Annotated in this window: 16 protein-coding genes; 12 read left to right on the forward strand and 4 right to left on the reverse strand. The window is 73.0% G+C overall.

From position 1 onward, the window contains the following. The first annotated feature begins 123 nt into the window (after positions 1-123). The 6 genes from ACFVS8_RS16845 to ACFVS8_RS16870 all read left to right on the forward strand — a co-directional run bounded on the left by ACFVS8_RS16845 (position 124) and on the right by ACFVS8_RS16870 (position 5,301). Positions 124-1,290, forward strand: a complete 1,167-nt coding sequence (locus ACFVS8_RS16845) for an AI-2E family transporter (protein WP_387064796.1) — start codon at positions 124-126, stop codon at positions 1,288-1,290. 33 nt (positions 1,291-1,323) lie between these two features. Continuing rightward, positions 1,324-1,758, forward strand: a complete 435-nt coding sequence (locus tag ACFVS8_RS16850; RefSeq protein ID WP_387064798.1) for a DUF6325 family protein — start codon at positions 1,324-1,326, stop codon at positions 1,756-1,758. Further along, complete coding sequence (locus tag ACFVS8_RS16855; RefSeq protein WP_387064801.1) at positions 1,755-2,126, forward strand: SHOCT domain-containing protein; 372 nt, start codon at positions 1,755-1,757, stop codon at positions 2,124-2,126. Before ACFVS8_RS16850 ends, ACFVS8_RS16855 begins: the two co-directional genes overlap by 4 nt. Before the next feature lie 139 nt (positions 2,127-2,265). Further along, complete coding sequence (locus ACFVS8_RS16860; protein ID WP_387064804.1) at positions 2,266-3,408, forward strand: type III polyketide synthase; 1,143 nt, start codon at positions 2,266-2,268, stop codon at positions 3,406-3,408. Next, complete coding sequence (locus ACFVS8_RS16865) at positions 3,405-4,139, forward strand: methyltransferase domain-containing protein (RefSeq protein WP_387064807.1); 735 nt, start codon at positions 3,405-3,407, stop codon at positions 4,137-4,139. The genes ACFVS8_RS16860 and ACFVS8_RS16865 overlap by 4 nt, the downstream gene beginning before the upstream one ends. Next, positions 4,132-5,301, forward strand: a complete 1,170-nt coding sequence (locus tag ACFVS8_RS16870; protein ID WP_387064810.1) for an FAD-dependent oxidoreductase — start codon at positions 4,132-4,134, stop codon at positions 5,299-5,301. The genes ACFVS8_RS16865 and ACFVS8_RS16870 overlap by 8 nt, the downstream gene beginning before the upstream one ends. 6 nt (positions 5,302-5,307) lie before the next feature. Here ACFVS8_RS16870 and ACFVS8_RS16875 read toward each other — a convergent pair whose 3' ends face one another. The 4 genes from ACFVS8_RS16875 to ACFVS8_RS16890 form a co-directional block, all read right to left on the reverse strand. Then, positions 5,308-5,751, reverse strand: a complete 444-nt coding sequence (locus ACFVS8_RS16875) for a nitroreductase family deazaflavin-dependent oxidoreductase (RefSeq protein WP_387064812.1) — start codon at positions 5,749-5,751, stop codon at positions 5,308-5,310. 47 nt (positions 5,752-5,798) lie between these two features. Then, positions 5,799-9,125 carry a hypothetical protein gene (locus ACFVS8_RS16880; protein WP_387064815.1) on the reverse strand — a complete coding sequence of 1,109 codons (3,327 nt, stop codon included), beginning with the start codon at positions 9,123-9,125 and terminating at the stop codon, positions 5,799-5,801. A gap of 212 nt (positions 9,126-9,337) precedes the next feature. Continuing rightward, positions 9,338-10,042, reverse strand: coding sequence for a YceI family protein (locus ACFVS8_RS16885; RefSeq protein WP_387064818.1), 705 nt, complete (start codon positions 10,040-10,042; stop codon positions 9,338-9,340). A 126-nt stretch (positions 10,043-10,168) separates the two neighbouring features. Beyond that, on the reverse strand, positions 10,169-10,924 hold the full coding sequence (locus ACFVS8_RS16890) for a helix-turn-helix domain-containing protein (RefSeq protein ID WP_387064821.1): 756 nt from the start codon (positions 10,922-10,924) through the stop codon (positions 10,169-10,171). Between the two features lie 127 nt (positions 10,925-11,051). Between ACFVS8_RS16890 and ACFVS8_RS16895 the strand changes: the two genes are divergently transcribed. The 6 genes from ACFVS8_RS16895 (at position 11,052) to ACFVS8_RS16920 (ending at position 17,242) form a co-directional block, all read left to right on the forward strand. Then, positions 11,052-11,858: a siderophore-interacting protein gene (locus ACFVS8_RS16895; RefSeq protein WP_387064824.1), complete on the forward strand. Its 807-nt coding sequence runs from the start codon at positions 11,052-11,054 to the stop codon at positions 11,856-11,858. A 60-nt stretch (positions 11,859-11,918) separates the two neighbouring features. Beyond that, positions 11,919-12,911, forward strand: a complete 993-nt coding sequence (fepB, locus tag ACFVS8_RS16900) for a Fe2+-enterobactin ABC transporter substrate-binding protein (protein WP_387064827.1) — start codon at positions 11,919-11,921, stop codon at positions 12,909-12,911. A gap of 92 nt (positions 12,912-13,003) precedes the next feature. Further along, positions 13,004-13,999, forward strand: coding sequence for a FecCD family ABC transporter permease (locus ACFVS8_RS16905; protein WP_387064830.1), 996 nt, complete (start codon positions 13,004-13,006; stop codon positions 13,997-13,999). Further along, complete coding sequence (locus ACFVS8_RS16910; RefSeq protein ID WP_387064834.1) at positions 13,999-15,117, forward strand: FecCD family ABC transporter permease; 1,119 nt, start codon at positions 13,999-14,001, stop codon at positions 15,115-15,117. The genes ACFVS8_RS16905 and ACFVS8_RS16910 overlap by 1 nt, the downstream gene beginning before the upstream one ends. Before the next feature lie 116 nt (positions 15,118-15,233). Further along, positions 15,234-16,031: an ABC transporter ATP-binding protein gene (locus tag ACFVS8_RS16915; RefSeq protein ID WP_387064837.1), complete on the forward strand. Its 798-nt coding sequence runs from the start codon at positions 15,234-15,236 to the stop codon at positions 16,029-16,031. A 98-nt stretch (positions 16,032-16,129) separates the two neighbouring features. Continuing rightward, positions 16,130-17,242, forward strand: coding sequence for an enterochelin esterase domain-containing protein (locus tag ACFVS8_RS16920; protein ID WP_387064840.1), 1,113 nt, complete (start codon positions 16,130-16,132; stop codon positions 17,240-17,242). The last annotated feature ends 19 nt before the right edge of the window (positions 17,243-17,261 follow it).

The following is a 17,261-nucleotide window of genomic DNA, read 5'->3' on the forward strand; positions in this document are numbered from 1 at the left end:
CCCCCCAGATTCGAGCGCCTGTGCCGAATGTAGCGCCGTTGCGACGCCATCGTCCAGAGCACGCGCGGGGGAGGCAAGGGCTGATCCGCCGCCCATCGGTAGGGTGACTCGTGGGAGGCCACCATGGCGGACACCGCACCCGAGCACGCTGACGACCTCGCGCCCGTGGTGCGGGAGGCCGAGGAGGAGGCCGCCTCGCCCGCGGCTCACGACGCGCCCGTCGACCGGACCGACGCCGGCCGGGGGTTCGCACTCGGCACCCGGCGGGTGATCGCGCTCGCCGCTGCGGTGATCGCGCTCGCCGGGGTGTGGCTCGCGCGCGACGTGCTCGGCCCGATCGCGGTCGCCGCCGTGGTCGTCACCATCGCGCATCCGGTGCGCTTCCCGCTCGAGCGCCGCGGCTGGCCGAGATGGCTGGCCACGAGCACGGTCGTGGCGCTCGCCTGGGCGATCCTCGCGGCGCTCGCGCTGCTGCTGATCGTGGCATCCGCCCAGTTCGTCTCGATGCTGCCCGACTACCTCGACGAGCTGCAGCAGACGGTCGCCGGCGCGGTCGCGTGGGTCGAGAGCACGGGTGTGACGACGGATGCCACGGCGAGCCTCTCGTCGATGCTCGACCCCGCGCAGCTCATCGGGTTCGCCGGCGGCCTCGCGAACGCGCTGCTCGGGCTCGCGACCGCGTTCTTCTTCGTGCTCGCGTACGTGATCTTCATGTCGGCCGATGCCGCACGGTTCGCCCGCGCCCGCCCGGTGTTCGGCACCGCGGCCGGCGACGTGATCGGCCGCCGCTACTTCGCGGGCGTGCGCCGGTACTACGTCGTGAACGCGACCTTCGGGCTCATCGTCGCGGTCATCGACGGGCTCATCCTGTGGGGGCTCGGCATCCCCGTGCCGCTCGTGTGGGCGATCCTCGCGTTCGTCACGAACTTCATCCCGAACATCGGGTTCGTGATCGGGCTGATCCCGCCTGCGGTGCTCGCGCTCGTGGTGGGCGGCTGGCCCCTCGCCCTCGTCGTGGTGCTCGCCTACTGCGTCGTGAACGTCACGCTGCAGGTGCTCGTGCAGCCGAAGTTCGTGAGCGACGCGGTGTCGCTGAGCCTCACGCTCTCGTTCGTGTCGGTCGTCTTCTGGACCCTCGTGATCGGGCCGATCGGGGCGATCCTCTCCATCCCGCTCACCCTCCTCGTGCGTGCGCTCTTCCTCGAGCCCGATGTACGTGCGACGACGCTCAGGCGACTCTCGGGAGATTCCCTCGACGGCCCGGTGACAGCGGACGCGGCGCGGGGATAGTCTGCACTCGACAACACCACGGAGGGGGATCCAATGGCGGAGTTCGAATACGGTCCGGTCGACCTGTATCTGGTCGGCTTCCCGGGCGAGGCGCCCGATCAGGGCGTCATGGACGCGCTCAGCGAGCTGGTCGGCGGCGGCGAGATCCGCATCCTCGACTTCCTACTCGTCTCGCGCAGCCACGACGACGAGATCACGGTCGTCGAGTTCGAGGACCTCGGCGACGAGCTCGACATCGACATCGAGGTGCTCGAGGCCGGACTCGTCGGCGACGAAGACATCGAGGAGCTCGCCGCGCTCATCCCGGCCGGAACGTCGGCCGCCCTGGTCGCGATGGAGCTCGTGTGGGCCAAGCGCCTCGCCTCGAAGTTCGCGGCGTCGGGCTCCGAGGTCATCCAGGCCGAGCGCATCCCGGCACCCGTCGTGAACGCGGTGCTCTCCGAGGCATCGGAAGGAGACGAGCAATGATCAGGCGAATGGGCCGCCCGGGCCTCATCGGCATGGCGGCGCGCACCGCCGTCGTCGCAGGCACGGCGACCGCGGTCAGCGGCAGCGTGCAGCGCCACCAGCAGGAGAAGTACCAGCAGCAGGCGCAGGCCGACGCGTACCAGCAGCAACAGCAGCAGGCCCAGATGGATGCCGCGGCGCAGCAGGCGGCCCAGCAGGCGTTCGCCCAGCAGCAGTACGCCCAGCAGCAGGCTGCCGCGGCGGCACCGCCCGCGCCCGCAGCGGGCGTCGACATCGTCGCCGAGCTGCAGAAGCTCGGCGCGCTGAAGGAGCAGGGCATCCTGAGCGACGAGGAGTTCGCGGCCGCGAAGGCCAAGCTGCTCGGCTGAGCCCGACGCGCTGCCTCGCGCGAGAGCGCAGCTGCGAAGCGTCGGCGACCCCCATGGGTGCCGGCGCTTCGTTCTGCGCACGCGGCGACGGGCGCGGCAACCCCTGTCGCGACATCCGCCCGCGTGCCTAAGGTGGGACATGGCCATCACGCTGAGGGGGATCTCGACGGTGGTTCCGGCCACCGTGCTCGTGCAGGACGCGGTCCGCGACGTGTTCGCGGCGCAGCCGGGCCTGAACCGGCTCGCGCAGCGCATCGTGACGACCTCGTTCAGCGTCTCGGGCATCGAGCGCAGGCACACCGTGCTCGAGGAGCTCACGCTCGAGCCGCGCGACGAGCCGCCGGTGTTCTTCGACCAGGCGACCGGCGAGCTGCTGCTGCCGGGCACCAAGGCGCGCAACGAGATCTACGCGCGCGAGGCGACGCGGCTCTACGTCGATGCGGGCCGCGCGGCGATCGACGCGACGCCGGGAGTCGAGGCATCCGAGGTCACGCACGTGATCACCGTGTCGTGCACGGGCTTCTACGCGCCGGGGCCCGACTTCATGGTCGCGCGCGAGCTCGGGCTGAACGCCGGCGTGCAGCGCTACCACCTCGGATTCATGGGCTGCTACGCGTCGATCCCGGCACTGCGCCTCGCCAGGCAGCTCTGCGAGGCGGATGCGGCGGCGGTCGTGCTGGTCATCAGCGTCGAGCTCTGCACGCTGCACCTGCGGTCGTCGAACGACCCTGACACCATCGTGGCGTCGTCGCTCTTCTCCGACGGAGCGGGCGCCGGCATCGTGAGCACGCGCGAGCCCGAGCCCGGCGAGCGGGCATTCGACCTCGACAGGTTCGCCACGCGCATCACGCCCGTCGGCGAAGGCGACATGGCGTGGAAGATCGGCGACCACGGCTTCGAGATGGTGCTCTCCAACGCCGTGCCGGCGATCATCGACGCGCACATCACGGGCGCCCTCGAACCGTTGTTCGAGCCCGACGCCGCGCTCGCCGAGGCGCTCGCGAACGACACCTCGAGCGCGGCGATCGAGCACTGGGCCATCCACCCCGGCGGGCGCAGCATCCTCGACAAGGTCGAGGCGAGGCTCGCGCTCACCGAGGCGCAGCTCGTGCCGGCCCGCGAGACGCTGCGCGACTACGGCAACATGTCGAGCGCGACCGTGCTGTTCGTGCTCGCGAACATCCTCGCCTCCGATGCCGCGGCCGACGGCGACCGGGTCGCGGCGATGGCGTTCGGGCCGGGCCTCACGGTCGAGTCGGCGCTCCTGACCGTGCGCGGGTGACCGTGAGCCGTTCGCGGTCCGCCTGGCTCGCCGAGCGCGACGACCGCGTCGCCGAGCTCATGGACGCGCCCGACGCCGACCCGGCGATGCTCGCGAAGACCTACGAGCGGTTCCGGCTGGTGAACGCCGTCGTCTCCGGCGAGCGTGCGGTGTACCGCCGATGGCTGCGTCCGCGACTGTCGCCCGTGCGCCCAACGCGCGCGCTCGACATCGGCACCGGCAGTGCCGACCTGCCTCGCCGGCTGCTGCGGTGGGCAGACCGCGATGGCCTGCGGCTCGAGATCACCGCGATCGATCCCGACGCCAGGGCGATGGCGTGGGCGACCGAGCGCCCGCCGACTCCCGGACTCGAGCTGCGCCGCGCCTCGAGCGGCGACCTCGTGGCCGCCGGCGAGCGGTACGACGTCGTGCTGTCGAACCACGTGCTGCACCACCTCGACGGGCGCGAGCTCGGCGCGCTGCTGCGCGACACCGAGGCGCTGCTCGCGCCCGGCGGCGTCGCGGTGCACGGCGACATCGAGCGCTCGCGGCTCGGCTACGCCGGGTTCTGGCTCGGCACGCTGCCGTTCGCCGCCACCCTGCTCGCGGGGTCGTACATCCGGCCCGACGGGCTCACCTCGATCCGCCGGAGCCACACCGCGGCCGAGCTCTCGCGGGTGCTTCCCGACGCGTGGGTCGTGCGTCGGGCCATCCCCTCGCGCCTCGAGGCGATCCGGAGGGCGGATGCCTGAGTCCGCCGCGATGCACGAGGTCGCCGTCGTCGGCGGCGGGCCCGTCGGCCTGCTCCTCGCGTGCCTGCTCGCCCAGCGCGGACGCGACGTCGTCGTGCTCGAGCGACGCCGGCAGCGGTCGGGCGGGTCGAGGGCGATCGGCATCCACCCGCCGGGGCTGCGCGCGCTCGCCCGGGTCGGCCTCGATTCCGAGGTGCGAGCGGCGGCCGTCGAGATCCGCGACGGACGGGTTACCTGCGACGGTCGCGTGCTCGGCGCGATGTCCTTCGCGAGGGCCGGCTCGGTGTGGTCGCTGCCGCAGCTCGAGACCGAGGAACTGCTGCGCCGCCGCCTCAGGGAGCTCGCGCCGGGAGCGCTCCGCGCCGGGATCGCGGTGCACGAGCTCCACGACCGCGGCACGCACGTCGCGCTCGGCGCCGAGCTCGCGGGCGACGGCGAGTTCGCGAGCGAGCCGACGACGGTGCTCGCCAGGTACGTCGTCGGGGCCGACGGGGTGCGCAGCGGCATCCGGAACCTGCTCCAGATCGACTGGGTCGCGAAGCCGGGCCGGGCGCACTACGTGATGTGCGACACCCGCGACGACACCGGCGAACCCGCGACGGCGCTGCTGCACTTCGAGCCAGCCGGCGTGGTCGAGTCGTTCCCGATGCCGGGCGGGCGGCGCCGATGGGTCGCGCGGGTGCGCCGACCGCTGCCCGACCTGCGCGCCGACCGGGTCGCGGCGATCGTCGGGTCGCGGGTCGACGGAGCGCGGTTCGACGCCGGTGCCGACGTCGCGGGGGGACCGAGCGCGTTCGAGGCCCGCCAGCACCTCGCCGAGCGGATGCATCGCGGCCGGGTCGCCCTCGCGGGCGATGCCGCGCACGAGATCAGCCCGATCGGCGGGCAGGGCATGAACCTCGGCTGGCTCGACGCGCTCGCGCTCGAACGCGAACTCGAGCACGCGCTCGAGACGGGTGCCCCCTACGACGCGTTCGAGCGGTACGACCGTGACCGGCGGGCGTCGGCGGCTCGCGCGATCCGGCAGGCGGCGTTCAACATGCGGATGGGGGCGCCGGCCTCGGGCGGGCGGCTGCGCCTCCGCAACGCGACCGTGCGTGCGCTCGCGGTGCCGCCGCTCCGGGCGGTGCTCGCCCGGGCGTTCACGATGCGATGGCTGTGAACGCCGTCAGAGCACGGTGGCGCGTTCGAGCACGAACACCGGGATCACCCGGTCGGTCTTCTTCTGGTAGTTCTCGTAGTCGGGCCAGTTCTCGACGGCCCTGGCCCACCAGACGTCGCGCTCGGCGCCGCTGACCTCGCGCGCGAGGTAGTCGTGCTTCTCGGCGCCGTCCTGGAGCTCGACGTGCGGGTGCGCGGTCAGGTTCCAGTACCAGACCGGATGCTGCGGCTCACCGCCCTTCGACGCGACCACGGCGTAGACGCCCTCGTGCTCGACGCGCATGAGGGCCGTCTTGCGGAGCTTGCCGGTCTTGGCGCCCACGCTCGTGACCACGATCACCGGTCGCCCCCGGAGCAGGTTCGCCTCGGTGCCGCCGCTGGCCTCGTAGGCCTCGGCCTGCCTGCGCGCCCAGCCCGACGTGCTGGGTGCGTATTCGCCTTCGAGCGGCATGACGTGCTCCTTCGATCGGGTCGTTCCGCCGCCTGCGCGGCGGGTGGTCAGCGTACCGCGCGTCGCCGGGAGGCGAGCGCGAGTGCGGCGGCGCCCGCGAGCAGCAGCGCCCCTGCTGCGGCGAGCCGGCCCGCTGCATCCGTTCCGGTCGCGGCCATGCCGCCGGCGGCGGCGCCTCCGGTCGCCCCGCCTCCGTCGGCCGGCGGCACCGGCGCGGTCGTGGGCGGCACCGGGGGCATGGGCTCGCCCGGGTCCCAGAACGTGTTCGTGATCGTGCAGGTCACCGCGACATCGGCGGCGACGAGCGTGATGGTGTCGGGAGCCTCGAACTCGCCTCCCGTGCACTGCCATGGGGAGGCGGTGTACGCAGCGGCGAGGTCGACCGTGGAGGTCTCGGCCAGCCGGAAGGTGCCGTCCTGCACCGGGGCGTCCGTGATCGCCGCGTCTCCGGTGACTCCGGATCCGGTACGGGAGGGGTCGTCGACCTCGGTCCAGCTGAGCGTCCAGTCGGCGGGCACGAGGGCGCCGCCGACGACCTCCTTCACGAGCGTCAGCCTGGGCGGGTCGAAGATGTTCGTGATCGTGCAGGTCACGTCGTCGCCGGCCCCGAGCGCGAGGGATGCGCCGTCGAGGTCGGCCGGCTCGAAGCCCGCGCCGACGCAGTTCCAGGCGCTCGCGCCGTAGTCGGTCGACGGCGGCGCCGAGTCGGGGTTCGGTGCTTCGGAGAGCTCGTACACGCCCGTCGTGACGACCTGCGACACGATCTCGGGGCTGCCGCCCGCTCCCGTCACGACGGTGCTGCTCGCCGGCCCGGTGCCGCTCGCGGTGAGCACCCAGTCGCCGGGCAGGCCGCCCGGTCCGTCGGGGCCGTCGTCGACGACCTTGACGAGCGTCAGGGTGGGCGGCGTGTACGCGTTCACGAGCGAGCACGAGACGTCGACGGCGAGGGGCAGGGTCAGCTCGGCCGTGCCGTCGCCGGTCTGCACCAGCCACTCGGAGTCGTAGCCCTCGCCCGAGCAGACCCAGAAGTCGGGCACGTAGTCGGGGCTGCCGGTCGCGCTGCTCGACTCCGTGAGCGTGTAGACGCCCGCGTCGACCGTCTCGGGTCCGACCGTTCCGCTGCCCGTGATCGTCGAGGGACCCGTCGCGGTGAGCGTCCAGTCCGTCGGGTCGGCGTCGCCGCCGGCCACCGACTTCTCGAGCGCGAGCGTCGGAGGGATCGGCGTGTTCGTGGCCGTGCACACCGCGTCGTCGCCGAAGTCGAGCGTGGCCGTCTCGGTCGCGGGGTCGAAGGCCGCACCGGTGCACGACCACGACACCTCGTACCCCGCCGGTCCGTCCTCGCTGAACACGTACTCGCCGGTCGGCGTGAAGCGATCCGTCACGCCCTCGCTGCCCGAGACCCCGGCGAATGCCGCGTTGCCCGGGCCGCGCGTCTTGAGGGTGAAGTCGTCGATTGTCGCGGTGGCGCCGGCGGCCTCGACGAGGTCCTTCACGAGCGTGATGCTCGGGATGACGCCGACGTTCGTCACCGTGCAGACGACGGACGCTCCCCCGGGGACCGTCACCGTGTCGGCATCGTCCAGCTGCGCACCTTGGCACGTCCATCCGAGCTGGTCGAAGCCGTCGGGCCCCGACTCCGCGAGATCCCAGGTCGAACCGGCGGCCACCCGCGCGTTCGTGATCGCGGGGTCTCCCGTGGCGCCCGTGACCGTGGTGCCGCCCGAGGTCCCGGTGAGCTGCCACGCGGTGGCCGGCGGCGGTGTGCCGACGACCGCGACGGCGCGCTTCACGAGGGTCAGCTCCGCCTGCGTCCACGTGTTCGTGATCGTGCACGTGACGGATGACTCGGCATCCGTGAAGGTGACCGAGTCGCCCGTGGAGTCGGCGTACGGCTCGCCGGTCGCATCGTCGACGCAGACCCACTCGCTCGCCTCGTACAGGTCGGTGTCGGGCGCGGCACTCGATTCACTCAGGTCGTACGTGCCCTGCACGACGCTCGCGAAACGCACGGCGTCGCTGCCGGCCGGGCCGCGCACCGTCTCGACCGGCCCGGCCGCGGTGAGCGTCCAGTCGCCCGCCTCGAGCGGGCCGCCGCCACGGTTGACGACCTGCTTGGCGAGGGTCAGCTTCGAGGCGACGGCGACGTTCTCGATCGTGCACGTCACGTCGTCGCCCGCCGCGAGGGTCACGGTCGTGACGAACCCGTCGGCGTTCGAGCACTGCCAGCCGTCGGTGCGGTACCCGATCGTCGGGCCGGACTCGGCGAGGTCGAAGGTTCCCGGGGTCACCACGGTGTGCGTGACCTCGGCTGACCCGGTCGGGCCCCGCACCTCGTCGTCGGCGCTGGTGGCGCTGAGTTCCCAGTCCTCCGGAGGCTGGTCCCCGTCGACGGTCTTCACGAGCGTGAGCCACGCGCCCGCGAACGTGTTCACGATCGTGCACTCGAGGTCCGACGAGTCGGTGATCGTCAGTGCTCCGCCCGGCGCCTGCGCGGTCTGGCCGGTCGTCTCGTCGACGCAGGTCCATTCACCGGCCGAGTAGCCGGCGGGTCCGGTCTCGTCGAACTGGTAGTCGCCGGCCTCCACGCCCGCGTGAGTCACGTCGGTCGCGCCGGTCGGTCCCGAGATGGTGGTGGGCCCCGAGGCGGTCAGGGTCCAGTCCGTCGCCGGGTCGAGCGGCACGCCGGCGGGACCCGCGACCTCCTTCACGAGGGTCAGCTGGGGCAGCATCCCGGTGTTCGTGATCGCGCAGCGGATGGACTGGCCCAGGTCGACCTGGATCGAGGAGTTGCCGTCGACCGGCACGCTCGCACCCGTGACCTCGTCGGTGCACAGCCAGGGGCCGGCGGTGTAGCCGGTCGGACCGCCCGACTCCGACAACGTGTACTGGCCGATCCGAACGTCGCCCGTGACACCGGTCGGCCCTGAGATGCTGCTCGGCCCCTGCGCGGTCAGCGTCCAGAGCGCGGGGTCGGCGCCGCCGCCGTCGACGATCTTCTCCAGGGTGAGGTTGGGCTTGATGGCCACGTTCTCCACGGTGCAGGTGAGCGACGAGCCCTCGGTGAGCGTGATGGTGCGCGTGGGATCGGTGGTGACCTGTCCGCCGCACTCCCACTGCTCGAAGCGGTAGCCGGGCGGCGTGGCCGCGGTCTCGATCTCGGAGATCACGTACGACCCCGACGGCACGGTGACGCTCTGCACGCCGTTCAGGCCCTGGCCGCGGATCACCTCACCGGTGTCGACGTTGACGGCCTGCACGTCCCAGGCTCCCCGGTCGCCGAAGCTCGCGCCCGTGTCGAGGTTCTCGATCCGCTTGAACAGCGACAGCGTCGAGGTGCCCGCCGCCTCGGCGGGCGGCGCGGAGGCGACCATCCCTGCGCCGACGATCGCGGCAGCGCCCACGGCCGCCAGAACCCGAACGAACACCGAACGCCGAACCATCGACTCCCCCAAGTCCCGTGCGCGGATCACGCCGTATCGTCCACGCTAACCCGGGGGTTTCTGGCGCGCCAGACCGGGCGCACGCATGCATCCGTGCATCGAGGCGGGTGAGACGGGGCGTCTCGTGCGTTGGCGCGCGGGGGTCAGGCGCGTTCGAGCTGGAGCGAGAACTCCACGAAGCCGTCGGGCTCGACCGAGACGAATCCGAGGTTCGGCGCCTCGACGCCGTAGTCGGCGAAGGTGATCGGGATGCTGCCCGCGACCTGCCCGGTCTCGCCGTCGAGCACGGCCTCGAGCTCGACCGTCACGGTCTGCGTGACGCCGGCGAGGGTGAGCTCGCCGGTCGCCTGGACGGTCTGCACCTCGCCGACCGCGGGCTGCCCGTCGCTCACGACGGCGTCGGTGAGCACGAAGGTCGCGGTGGGGTGCGCGGCGACGTTCATCGCGTTCTGGCGGAAGTAGTCGTCGCGGTTCGAGCTGTCGGTCGCGATGGAGGCGACGTCGACGGTGATCTCGGCCGTGTCGAGCGTCAGGTCGTCGACCGCGAGGGTGCCGGTGACCTGGTCGGTGCGGCCCACGACGGTGACATCCGTGCCGTTCAGCACCTCGTCGACGCGGTAGCCCGCGAACGACCCGTCGGCGACGGTCCACGAACCGGTGAGGTCGGATGCCGCGGCGTCGCCCTCGCCGGCGTCGGGGTTCGGGGTCACCGTGACGGTCGGTGCGTCTGCGGCCGGACCGACGATGAGGTCGCGATAGATGATCGGGCCTGCGATCGCGGCGGTCGCGCCGAGCACGAGCACCCCCGCGACGATCGAGGCGGTGATGATCTTGGTGCGCTTCTGCATGGCGGGCCCCCGGGGTTCGTCGTGGTCGGAGTTCGAGCCTGACGCACGAACGTATGAATTCGCATTGAATGCGCCGAGGATGTCGGCGGTGCGGCGTGGCGCCGTTGCGGCCCGGCCCCACCGCCCTCAGCCCGCGATGCGCATCGACGCGTCGGCGTCTCGCGTCATGAGCGATCCCGGCGTCACGCCGTAGCGATCGCGGAACGCGGTGATGAACGAGCTCGGGGTCGCATAGCCGACGGCGCGGGCGGCAGCCAGCACGCTCTCGCCGTGCTCGATGCGTCGGCGGGCGAGGGCGAGGCGCGCGCACACGCGCCAACGCTGGAAGCCCATGCCCGTGTCCTTCACGAACCAGCGCTGCAGCGTGCGACCGCTCGTGTGCACGCGCACCGCCCAGTCGTCGATGGACTCCTGCGTCGCCGGGTGGTCGAGGATCCCGCGCGCGACGGTGCGGGCGCGGCCGTCGGTCGGCATCGCGGGCATGTCGGAGGATGCGGCCTCGGCGACGAGGGCGCGGGCGGCGATCCGTGCGGCGTCGAGCGCCTCGGGGTCGGCGAGGCCGGGCTGCAGGAGGGCACGGGCGCAGAGCTCCAGCGCGGGGGTGCGGGCGACGAGGAACGGTTCGGTCGTGGCATCCGCCTGGTCGACGATGCCGTCGGGGAACATCACCGGGAACACGAGCGAGTCAGGCCGGGGGATCACGACATGCTCGACGCCGCTCGGGATCACGAGGGCCTGGCGGGTGTCGACGGTCCATCGTCGGCCGGCGATGTCGACCGAGCAGGAGCCGGAGATCACCCACGTCAGTTCGTCGACGTCGTGCACATGGGAGGTGTGGTCGCGGAGTCGCACCTCGTGCAGCGCGCTGTTCGTCGTGGTCATGTCCGTCCGGGGAGTCGTGCGCGAGGGCCGTCGATCGGCAGCCCAGGCGGGGAAGTCGTCCGTTCGGCGGTATCCCCTGTCCGATTCTAGAAACAAAGTTAGGTTAGGGAAACCTAATCTTCTCGGGATGACCGATCTCGCCTCCCTCGAAACCCGCACCGTGATGTATCCGCTCCGGGCGCGACTGCTCCGCGTCGTCGCGACCGTGCGCATCGGACCCCGCATGCAGCGCATCACGCTCGGCGGCGACCTCGACGCGTTCCCGCTGCCCGCGATGGCGCCCTCCGACCACGTGAAGCTCGTCATCCCCGACGGCGCCGGGCGCATCGCGCTGCCCGAGGTGCGCGACGACCGACTCGCGATGCCCGACGGCGAGCGTCCGGTGCTCCGCGACTACACGGTGCGCGCCGTCGTGCCGGAGGGGCTCGTGGTCGACTTCGTGCGCCACGACCACGGCCCGGCCGGGCGATGGGGAGCGAACGCGCAGGTCGGCGACCCGATCGGCGTGCTCGGCCCGCGCGGGTCGCACGTCTACCCGACCGGGTTCGACCGGTACGCGCTCGTCGCCGACGAGACCGCGCTGCCGGCCGTCGGGCGTTGGCTCGACGAGCCCGGCCTCGCCGCCGACCTCGAGGTGTTCGCCGTCGTGGCCGAACCGCACGAGTACCCGCTGCCCGACCGCCCTCGCACCCGCGTGCACTGGATCGCCGCGCCGAGCGGACCCGGCCGCGCCGACGTGCTCGCCGCGATCGCCGAACGCGTGCTCGCCCTCGGCGACGCCTTCGTCTGGGCGGCGGGCGAGTCCCTCTCGCTGAAGCCGTTCCGCCGCCGCCTCCGCGAGGCGGGCGTGCCCCGCGGACGCATCGACATCGACGGCTACTGGCGGCAGGGCGTCGCCGGCCTCGACCACCACGCGACAGACGACGACGACTGAACCGCGGCCGCCGGCATCCGGCGAGCACGACCACCATCCACCGAAACAGAGAGCAGAACCATGCCCAGACCCTGGAAGCTCGCGACCGCCGCGGGCGTCGCCGCCGTCGCACTCCTCCTCACCGGCTGCGCGGCCTCGTCCGCCGCCGACGAGGCGACCGACACCGCCGCATCGGGCGGCGAGTGGCCGCGCACGATCGAGCACGAGGGCGGCACGACCGAGATCACCGCGAAGCCCGAGCGCATCGTCTCCACCTCGGTGACGCTCACGGGCACGCTGCTCGCGATCGATGCGCCCGTCGTCGCGACCGCCGCCACGAGCGTCAGCGACATCACCGACGAGAACGGCTTCTTCAGCCAGTGGGCCGATGTCGCCGTCGACCGCGGCGTCGAGGTGCTCTACCCGAACCTCGAGTTCGACGAGGAGGCCGTCATCGCGGCCGCTCCCGACCTCATCGTGGTCTCCTCGCTCGGTGCCGACTCGGCGCTCGCCGAGGTCGACGCGCTCTCCGAGATCGCCCCGACGATCGTGCTCGACTACGGCGCGGACACCTGGCAGGACCTCGCCGGAGTGCTCGGCGAGGCGACCGGCCACGAGCAGGAGGCCGTCGACGTGGTGGCCGACTTCGACGCGCACGTCGCCGAGGTCGCCGACGCGATCACCGTGCCCGAGGGCACCGCCAACATCGTGTCGTGGAACGGCACCGAGAACCCGACCGGCTTCGCCAAGCCCGACGGCGCCCACGCGACCCTGCTCGAGGCGCTCGGCTTCACGGTCGAGGGCGCACCCGACGAGTTCGACACGAGCGAGAAGCCGCGCGCGGACTTCGCGTTCATCGCCATCGAGAACACGACCGAGTCGCTCTCGGGCGAGACCGTGTTCCTCATCAGCGCCGACCAGTCGACGGCCGACGACCTGCTGGGCACCCCGGTGCTGGCCAACGCACCCGCGGTCGCCTCGGGCAGCGTGTACCCGCTCGGCCTCACCTCGTTCCGCATCGACTACTACAGCGCGACCGACATCGTCGAGCTCGTGGAGTCCGACTTCGCGTGAGCCCTGCAGTCGCCACCGCCCCCGCTCCGACGGCTCCCGGCCGACGGGGCGGGGGCGTCCCGCGTCGCCGTCGCCGGCCGACGCGGCCGCTCGTGGCGCTCGGCGTCGGAGTGGCGCTGCTCGCGGCGCTCATGGTCGTGAGCGTGCTCGTCGGGTCGCGCGCGATCGAGCCCGACGCTGTCTGGGATGCGATCCTCGCCCCCGACCCGTCCGACGACCGCCACCTGGTCGTGACCGAGCTCCGCATCCCGCGCACCCTGCTCGCGGTGCTCGTGGGCGCGGGCCTCGGCGTCGCGGGCACGGTCATGCAGGCGCTCACGCGCAATCCCCTCGCCGAGCCCGGCATCCTCGGCGTCAACGCGGGCGCCGCGGCTGCCGCCGTGACCGGCATCGCCCTCACGGGCAGCGCGTTCGGCGGATCGCTCGGCCCGTTCGGCACCATGGGCTTCGCGTTCGTGGGTGCGGCCGTGGCATCCGTGCTCGTCGCAGCACTCGGCGGGCTCTTCGCGAAGGGCGCCGACCCGATCCGGCTGACCCTGGCGGGTGCGGCCCTCTCGGTCGCGCTCGGCGCGTACACGAACGTGCTGCTCATCAACTTCCCCGAGGTGTTCGACACCTTCCGGCACTGGGCCGTGGGCTCGGTGCAGGGGCGCGGCGGCGACCTCGTGCTGCCGGCCGCGCTCGTCATCGTGCCGACGGTCGTCATCGCGTGCCTGCTCGGCCCGTCGTTCAACGCGATCGCGATGGGCCGCGAGCTCGGGCGATCGCTCGGGGCCGATCCGCGACGCGTCCTCTGGGCGGGCGCCGCGTTCGTCGTGCTGCTTGCTGGCTCCGCGACGGCGGTCGCCGGTCCGATCGCGTTCGTCGGCCTCGCGGCGCCGCTCGGTGTGCGGCTCGTCGTCGGCCCCGACTACCGGTGGATCCTGCCGCTCTCGGCGCTCGCCGCCGCGGTGCTCGTGCTGGGCTCCGACATCCTCGGCCGCGTGCTCGTGCCCGGCGCCGAGGTCGAGACCTCGATCGTGACGGCGCTCATCGGCGCCCCCATCTTCATCGCGCTCGCGCGGCGCCGACGACTCATGAGGCTCTGATGGCGACCACGGCACCCGACCCCACCACCGCACCCGCCTCGCCCGCCGCGAATGCCACGCCGCCGAGCCCCGGCTCGGCCGCCGGGGCATCCCACCGCACCATCACCTGGCGTTCGCCGCGCGATCGGATGTCGCTGCGCTGGCACGTGCGCCCGGTGCTCGTCACCTCCGTGCTCGTGCTCGTGCTCGCGCCCCTGTTCGCCGTGGCGATGATGACGGGCTCGATGCAGCTCTCGTTCGACGAGATCGTGGGCGCCCTGTTCGGACACGCCGACGGGCCGGCCCTGCGGGTCATCGAGGGCATCCGGCTGCCGAGGTTCGTCGGCGGAGTCGTCGTCGGCGCGGCGCTCGGCGTGAGCGGCGCGGTGTTCCAGGCGGTCTCGCGCAACCCCCTCGGCTCGCCCGACATCATCGGATTCGTCACCGGCTCGGCGACGGGCGCGATCGTGGCGATCCTCGTGTTCGAGGCGCCGCCCCGCATGGTCGCCGTCGCGGCGGTCGTCGCGGGCTTGGTCGTCGCCCTGCTCGTGGGCCTGCTCACGATCCGCTCGGGCACCGGGGCCGGGTATCGGCTCGTGCTCGTCGGCATCGGCGTCGCGGCGTTCCTCGGCGCCGTGAACGACCTGCTGCTCACGCGCAGCCAGCGCGACGAGGCGATCACGGCGCAGATCTGGCTCGTCGGCTCGCTGAACGCCCGCGGGTGGGACGAGGTGCTGCCGAGCGTGATCGCCGTCGTGGTGCTCGTGCCCGTGCTCGTCGTGCTGCGGCGCAGCCTCGTCGCCCTCGACCTCGGCGACGACGTGGCGCGACAGGTGGGCGTTCCGCTCACCGGCGTGCGGGTCGCCGCGATCGCGATCGCCGTCGCGCTGGCCGCGTTCGCGACCGCGACGGCGGGGCCGATCTCGTTCGTCGCCCTCGCGGCTCCCCAGCTCGTGCAGCGCCTCGGGCGCTCGCCGGGCATGACGATCGCCGGATCCGCGGCGATGGGTGCGGTGCTGCTCGTCGGCGCCGACCTGGTGTCGCAGCACCTGCCGCTCGCGCTCAGCGCCCCCGTCGGCATCGTGACCGCCCTGCTCGGCGGCGTCTACCTGCTCTGGCTGCTCTCGCGCGGCCGATGAATCCGGAGGAGATCGAAGTGTCCGAGACCGAATCGCGTCGTGCCGCGCAGGCGGCCGCGCTGTCATCGGCCCGCCTGCAGGGCGAGGCGCTGCGCCTCTCGTAGGACGGCCGCGAGGTGGTGCACGACCTCGACGTGCGCGTGCCCGATGGGGGCTTCACCGTCATCGTCGGCCCGAACGCCTGCGGCAAGTCGACGCTGCTGCGCGCGCTGGCCCGGTTGCTGCGTCCGACCGGGGGAACCGTGCAGCTCGACGGCCGCGACCTCGAGGCGTTCCGGGCGAAGGAGTTCGCGCGCGCCCTCGCACTGCTGCCGCAGTCGGTCAGCGCGCCGGAGGGCATCGCGGTCGCCGACCTCGTCGCGCGCGGCCGGTTCCCGCACCAACGGCTGCTGCGCCAGTGGTCGATCGACGACGAGTCGGCGGTCTCGCGCGCGATGGATGCCACGGGGGTGTCGCACCTCGCGGACCGCCGGGTCGACGAGCTCTCGGGCGGGCAGCGCCAGCGCGTGCTGCTCGCGATGGTGCTCGCGCAGTCGACCGACCTCGTGCTGCTCGACGAGCCCACCACGTTCCTCGACGTGACGCACCAGATCGAGGTGCTCGAACTCTGCCGCGACCTCCACGCCGAGGGTCGCACGGTGGTCGCCGTGCTGCACGACCTGGACCAGGCGTGCCGGTACGCGACCCACCTCATCGCGATGCGCGACGGGCGCATCGTGGCCGAGGGGGCGCCTCGCGAGCTCGTGACCGCCGAGCTCGTCGAGGAGGTGTTCGGTCTGCGCGCCCGGGTGATCCCCGATCCGCTGACCGGCACCCCGCTCGTCGTTCCGCTGCCCGGGCGCTCGGCGATCGCGCCTTCGTCGGTCGACATGCCGGAGCCCGGTACGGTCCGGGCCGGCGCGCGGGCCGCGTGACCAGAGCGCAGCGGATGCCGCGGCGGGCCGATTCCGCACACCGGGCGCGCCTGCTCGCCGGGCAACCGCCTGAGCAGGTTTCGCAGACGTGGCCCGCGATGGGCGACCCGGTCGGAGGACTCCGCGAGGTCACGTTCGTCGTCGACCTGCCCGACGGCCACGAGGCGATGGTGCACGTCAACGGCATCACCGATGCACATCGCGAAGACCTCGCGCCCGCGCTGTTCGAACGGGTGCCGGGTGCCGCAGTCGGCGTGCTGTCGTACCTCCTGCCAGACGACCTGATCGCGAGCTACCGCCTCGCCGTCGCACCCGAGCTGCCGCGGAACGCGGGAACGACCCGCGAGGGGTGGCTGCGCATCCACGCGCTCGGCCGGCCCGACCCGCGCAATCCGCGCGGACTGCCCAACCCGCTCGGCGACCGGTCGTCGGTGCTCGTGATGCCGGGCGCACGCCTGCACCCGGTCTGGCCCGACTCGGGTGCTGCCCGCCCGGTCTCCCGTGGGGCCGAACCGCCGCCGCGGGTGCGCGCCGACGCCGTGCCCGTCGACGGCGGCCCCTCGCTCACCGTGCTGCGTCCGTCCGGCCCGACGAGCGGTCGCACGCTCGTGCTCTTCGACGGCGAACGCTGGGCCGGGCTCGGCCTCCGCCAGGCGCTCGGCCGCCACCCGGCCCCGCCCGCCGCGACCGTGCTCGTGCCGTCCGGCTCGCAGGAGCGGCGGTCGGGCCTGCTCCCGCATCCCGAACCGCTGCTCCGCCATCTCGAATACGACGTGCTGCCCGCGCTCGCCGCGGTCGTCGGTGCGCCCGCCGACCCCGATCGCACGATCGTCGCCGGCCAGAGCTACGGCGGGCTCGCCGCGGCATCCGTCGTCTGCCTCCGTCCCGACCTCGCCTCGACTGCGGTCGTGCAGTCGGGCTCGTTCCACTTCCGCGCCGGCGAAGCCCACGCGCGCCCGCCGGCCGGGCAGGTCGGCGACCTCGTCGAGCGCCTGCACGCGGCATCCGTCTCCGGAAGGTTCGTCGTGCAGGCCGGCACCGAGGAGTCCGGCATGCTCGACTCGGCGACGCGGTTCGCCGAGGCCGCGCGCGCGGGCGGTGCCGACGTGACGCTGCGCGCCTACACGGGCGGGCACGACTACGCCTGGTGGCGAACCGGCCTGTTCGACGCGCTCGACCTGCTCGCGGCATCCGATGCAGTGGTTCCCTGACGGGAGCGGATGCCCCAGA

The organism is Agromyces sp. NPDC058110 (assembly GCF_042884735.1).
In the GTDB taxonomy this organism is placed as follows: domain Bacteria; phylum Actinomycetota; class Actinomycetes; order Actinomycetales; family Microbacteriaceae; genus Agromyces.

Excerpts from the sequence above, each read along its gene's own strand:
- ACFVS8_RS16890 (WP_387064821.1), bottom strand. The coding sequence starts at position 10,924 with ATGACCACGACGAACAGCGCGCTGCACGAGGTGCGACTCCGCGACCAC.
- ACFVS8_RS16920 (WP_387064840.1), top strand. The coding sequence starts at position 16,130 with ATGGGCGACCCGGTCGGAGGACTCCGCGAGGTCACGTTCGTCGTCGAC.
- ACFVS8_RS16910 (WP_387064834.1), top strand. The coding sequence starts at position 13,999 with ATGGCGACCACGGCACCCGACCCCACCACCGCACCCGCCTCGCCCGCC.
- ACFVS8_RS16880 (WP_387064815.1), bottom strand. The coding sequence starts at position 9,125 with ATGGTCGCCTCCGCGCCGCCCGCCGAGGCGGCGGGCACCTCGACGCTG.
- ACFVS8_RS16875 (WP_387064812.1), bottom strand. The coding sequence starts at position 5,751 with ATGCCGCTCGAAGGCGAATACGCACCCAGCACGTCGGGCTGGGCGCGC.
- ACFVS8_RS16885 (WP_387064818.1), bottom strand. The coding sequence starts at position 10,042 with ATGCAGAAGCGCACCAAGATCATCACCGCCTCGATCGTCGCGGGGGTG.
- ACFVS8_RS16860 (WP_387064804.1), top strand. The coding sequence starts at position 2,266 with ATGGCCATCACGCTGAGGGGGATCTCGACGGTGGTTCCGGCCACCGTG.
- ACFVS8_RS16845 (WP_387064796.1), top strand. The coding sequence starts at position 124 with ATGGCGGACACCGCACCCGAGCACGCTGACGACCTCGCGCCCGTGGTG.
- ACFVS8_RS16855 (WP_387064801.1), top strand. The coding sequence starts at position 1,755 with ATGATCAGGCGAATGGGCCGCCCGGGCCTCATCGGCATGGCGGCGCGC.
- ACFVS8_RS16870 (WP_387064810.1), top strand. The coding sequence starts at position 4,132 with ATGCCTGAGTCCGCCGCGATGCACGAGGTCGCCGTCGTCGGCGGCGGG.
- ACFVS8_RS16850 (WP_387064798.1), top strand. The coding sequence starts at position 1,324 with ATGGCGGAGTTCGAATACGGTCCGGTCGACCTGTATCTGGTCGGCTTC.
- fepB (WP_387064827.1), top strand. The coding sequence starts at position 11,919 with ATGCCCAGACCCTGGAAGCTCGCGACCGCCGCGGGCGTCGCCGCCGTC.
- ACFVS8_RS16895 (WP_387064824.1), top strand. The coding sequence starts at position 11,052 with ATGACCGATCTCGCCTCCCTCGAAACCCGCACCGTGATGTATCCGCTC.